At 44.9% G+C, this 4,576-nt stretch carries 4 protein-coding genes; 1 reads left to right on the forward strand and 3 read right to left on the reverse strand.

Annotated features, from left to right (window positions below; translation table 11 throughout):
* Positions 1-1,649: glycoside hydrolase (locus PX484_RS15710; protein ID WP_288104647.1), on the forward strand; the 1,649-nt coding region annotated here is incomplete at its 5' end.
* Between the two features lie 382 nt (positions 1,650-2,031).
* Here the strand turns inward: PX484_RS15710 and PX484_RS15715 are convergent.
* The 3 genes from PX484_RS15715 to PX484_RS15725 form a co-directional block, all read right to left on the reverse strand.
* Positions 2,032-3,222: a HEAT repeat domain-containing protein gene (locus tag PX484_RS15715; RefSeq protein WP_287766507.1), complete on the reverse strand. Its 1,191-nt coding sequence runs from the start codon at positions 3,220-3,222 to the stop codon at positions 2,032-2,034.
* 110 nt (positions 3,223-3,332) lie between these two features.
* The gene (locus tag PX484_RS15720; RefSeq protein WP_002799905.1) at positions 3,333-4,109 is read right to left on the reverse strand and encodes an energy-coupling factor ABC transporter ATP-binding protein; all 777 of its coding nucleotides are present in this window, start codon (positions 4,107-4,109) and stop codon (positions 3,333-3,335) included.
* 119 nt (positions 4,110-4,228) lie between these two features.
* Positions 4,229-4,576 (reverse strand): energy-coupling factor transporter transmembrane component T family protein (locus tag PX484_RS15725; RefSeq protein WP_288104652.1); only part of this gene is annotated, 348 nt, incomplete at its 5' end.

Below are 4,576 nucleotides of genomic sequence, written 5' to 3' on the forward strand. Positions count from 1 at the left end.
CGCAACACCGGTTAATGCAGGAAACCGGACAACTAGAAATCATTACCAGTCCCTACACCCATCCAATTTTACCCCTGCTGGCCAACTCGGAAGCCGGCCGGGTAGCAGTGCCGAATATGACCCTTCCTCGGCAATATTTCCGCTATCCTGAAGATATTTCGCGCCATCTCCAGAAAGCTTGGCAAATCTATATTGATCGCTTTGATAAACATCCTCGAGGACTTTGGCCCTCGGAACAATCCGTTAGTCCCGCGATTCTCCCCGCAATCGCTAAACAGGGTTTTCAGTGGTTATGTTCCGATGAGGGGGTGTTAGGTTGGTCCCTGGGACATTACTTTCATCGCGACGAAAAAGGCAATATTAGCGAACCGGAATTGCTTTATCGTCCCTACCGTCTGGAAACTAGCAACGGCAATTTATCGATGGTTTTCCGCGATCATCGTCTCTCGGATCTGATCGGATTTAGCTATAGTGGCATGAAAGCGCAAGAGGCCGCTACAGACTTAGTTAAACACCTAGAAGCGATCGCCGAACAACTGAAAACCAACGCAGAAACCACGACCCTAGAAAAACCCTGGTTAGTTACCATTGCGCTAGATGGCGAAAACTGTTGGGAAAACTATCATCAAGACGGTTTACCCTTCCTAGAGAACCTTTATCAACTTTTAAGCGACCACCAAGCGATCGAATTAGTCACCGTCTCGGAATATCTCGATCGCTTTCCCGCTAATGCAAAAATCCCCAGCCATCAACTTCATAGCGGCTCTTGGATCGATGCCAATTTTACCACTTGGATCGGCGATCCCGCTAAAAATAAAGCTTGGGAATATCTAATTTTAGCCCGTCAAACCCTCGCTAATCACCCGGAAGCGACGGAAGATAATAACCCCGACGCGTGGGAAGCATTGTATGCAGCGGAAGGTTCCGATTGGTTTTGGTGGTTTGGTTATGGCCATTCTTCCAATCATGACGCAATTTTTGATCAACTTTTCCGCGAACACCTGATCACTCTTTATCAAGCTTTAAATGAGCCAATTCCCTCCTATTTGCTCGAACCGGTGGAAGAACACGGGGATAAACAAAGTAATCGTCCGATGGCTTTCATTCACCCCATTATCGACGGTTTTGGGGACGAACAGGATTGGGATAAAGCTGGACGGATCGAAATTGGCGGCTCCAGTGGTACAATGCACCGAACTTCCTTAGTGCAAAGACTCTTTTTCGGTTGGGATCACCTCAATTTTTATCTGCGTTTCGATTGGAAACCGGGGGCAGAATTAGGCAAAGATATCCCGCCTGAAGTGCATTTATATTGGTATTATGATGAAGTGCATCGTCTGCAAAGTCCAATTCCCTTAGCAGATATTCCCCCTCGATCGCCCCTCGATTACGGTTATCATCATCATCTAGGAATAAATTTAATCACGGAATTTACTTGGTTAGAATTCGCTCAAGAATATTTTACTTGGCAACGAGTTCCTAGTAGTGCCAAAGCTTCTTTTAATCAATGTTTGGAAATTGCTGTCCCCTGGGAAGGATTACACATTGAACCCGATGCTCGTCTCCATTTAATCGCAGTTTTAGCCAATCAAGGTCAATACTATGATTTCCTCCCCGTTGAAGAATTAATCTTCCTGCAAAGACCTTAAATCAGTGATCAGTGATCAGTAATCAGTTTTTTAGTTATCAGCTATCAGCTAGAATCATTTATTAGTAAGTGATCAGTAATAGTAGAAAGATATGTTTTAGCTTTAACTAATCAGATAGATGGCTCTCTTAGGTTTGGTGGCTAAAATGTATTCTAAGATACAGTCTTGGGGCAGTGAGTGGAACGAACCACAGAGACACAAAGGACACAAAGATCGATCACTAATATATAAGTTAAACTTATCACACAAAGAATAAGAGAGCCTCAATTTTTCCATTAATGCCCAATTTGCTTAAGAAGCGCAGGAGAAATTAAACGCTATCCTTGGGGAAATGGATGCGGATCACTGACAAATTCACCACATCTGTGCAGCGGTAAATTAGCTATATAGTCCCATGATCTAGCTTTTTCAGGGCGCTGAGAGCATGGAGACGGACAATCGCCTCCCCATCGGCTGCTAAAGTCAGCAAAATACTTTTATTATCCCGATCTAATTCTCCTAAAGCGATCGCTAGAGACTGTTTAACTCCTGTATCACCGAGGATCGCAGGACGGGAGTGATAAAAATTACCGAGAATTTCCCCTGCTTGTCGGCGTAATTTCTGGCAGGTTTGCCGGCCGAGAATAGCGATAATTTCCCGACAAATCAAGACATTTTCGCTATATAAAGCTTTTTCTAGGTAATTTAAAGCTTCTCCGTCCTCGATCCAGCCCAAGGCTCGTACTACAGTTAATTTTAAACTATCGGGAGTTAAGGAAGATTGCAGCAGTGGATTTAAAGCTTTAGCTGAGGTTGCTGTGCCGATACGACCGAGAGCGATCGCAGTTTCTTGACAGATATCAAGGTGGATATCGAATAACAGCGGTTGCAGATGGTTAACTAAATCTGCTTGGGGATAATTCGTCCCTAGGTAACTACTAGCTTTAATTGCTTCCCGTCGCACCTCGATGGCTGGATCCTGTAAAGCATCGAGGATAATCGCAGTAATCTGGGGATGGTGAAAACTGCTTAAAGCTTCGATCGCCATGGACCGAATGGCGCTAGATTCATCCTTAACTACGGTTAAAAGCGGTTCGATAATTTCTGGCCGGCGAATTTGTGATAAAGCTTGTACGGCTAAAAAACGCCTGTTCGAGTCGGACAGTAATTGTCCTAAACTAGAGATGGCAGAACTGCCGATATTAGCTAAAGCAGCCGCAGCCATTTGGCTGAGTTCCTCCTCCTCCGATCTTTGCAATAATTGACTGAGAGCGAGAATACAGGCTCGATCGTCAAATTGACTGAGAATTCTCGCCAGAAACCAGCGCATTTCCCCATCTTGTTCCTCGGATTCTAACAGGGCAATTAAAGGAGCGATCGCCGGTTGACCGATTTGAGGAAATAGTTTAGCTATCTCCCATCGCTGTTGAAAATCGCATTTTTGTAAGGCTTCTAGGGCTAAATCGAGGATTTCATCGTTAATAATCGGTTCAATCGCATCTTTTTGGTTTAAAAGTCGCTGTATGCTGGCGTTTACTGTCTCCCAGTCCTTTTTATTCAACGCTATCTGAGCTTTTTCTAGCAGAGCTTGCATCGTGAGAAATGGCCTCGATTTTCGTGCTACCTATCCTAAGAATGTCAGACTTGCTCGCTTTTGTCCTCTCTTCTATGCAAGAAACCGATAATAAATCTCAAAATTGTGCATCAGACGTCAGTAGAGGGGGCATCAGCGATCGCACAGTAGGGACGACTATAACAAAGGGGTGTTTCCAGGTCGTGTTCTTCCAAAAATTCCCGATTACTTAAAATCTTAGCGGTTTCTCCCTCTCCCACCACCTGACCACGACTTAAAACCACCGTGCGATCGCATAGTTCTAAAGCCAGATCGAGATCATGGGTGGCGATCACTTGAGTTTGGGGTAAAGTGGCCAACAGTTGTATTAATTGCCGACGGGACCGGGGATCCAGTTGGGCGCTAGGTTCATCAAAAACTAATACCTGCGGCAACATGGCTAAAACCCCCGCAATAGCCACGCGTTTTTTTTCACCCCCCGATAGATTCTGACTGTTTCTCTTACCGTAATGCTGGGAATCCAATCCCACCGCGTGTAAAGCATGATGACAGCGATGGTTTAAATCCTCTCCCCGAATACCCTGATTCATCGGTCCAAAAGTCACATCTTCCCAGACAGTGGGCATAAATAGCTGATCGTCGGGGTTTTGGAAGACTAAACCGACAAAATTGCGGATATTTTCTAAATTCTCCGGTTTAACTTGGTACGGACCGACGGTGATTCTACCGGTTTGCGGCGGGAGAATACCGTTAAAATGCAGTAATAAGGTGGATTTTCCCGATCCATTGGCCCCTACCAAAGCCACCTTTTCCGTAGCTTCAATGGCTAAATTAATACCTTTTAACGCTTCTGTGCCGTCAGGATAGGTATAAACTAGGTTTTCAATAAAAATCGGGTTGTGGTGCATGAAAAACGAGACTTTTACCGAAAAATTGGGTTTAAGGTTCCCCGTCCTTTAGCGTAGCGGAGGACGGCTTTTTTTGCAACAGGTTGTCAATCTAGCTTCAAGTTTAGGCAACGGGAGTGTTAACTGAGTAGATGTACCATTTGACCCCAGAGGATCAGAATTACTGTGCAAATTATAGCGAGATAATCGTTCAGCTTGCTTTGGGGAACCCGTATAGAAGGCAAGGAACCGGTGTAACCCCTCGATAACATGGCTTGATAAATGCGATCGCCACGTTCGTAGGTACGGATAAATAAAGCGCCGATCATGTGTCCCACTAGCAACCGTTGCCATCGGGGACTACTCATTAAATTGCGCGCAATTGCTGCCCTTCGCATGGAATTAAATTCAGCGATCAAAACAGCTAGATAACGGTACATAGAAGCCAAAATTGCCACCAATAAAGGGGGAGTTTTCAGGGTAACTAA

The organism is Microcystis sp. M49636_WE2, from assembly GCF_030065375.1.
Lineage (GTDB): Bacteria > Cyanobacteriota > Cyanobacteriia > Cyanobacteriales > Microcystaceae > Microcystis > Microcystis aeruginosa_C.

Coding starts and splice junctions, on each gene's coding strand:
- PX484_RS15715 (WP_287766507.1), bottom strand. CDS start 3,222: ATGCAAGCTCTGCTAGAAAAAGCTCAGATAGCGTTGAATAAAAAGGAC.
- PX484_RS15720 (WP_002799905.1), bottom strand. CDS start 4,109: ATGCACCACAACCCGATTTTTATTGAAAACCTAGTTTATACCTATCCT.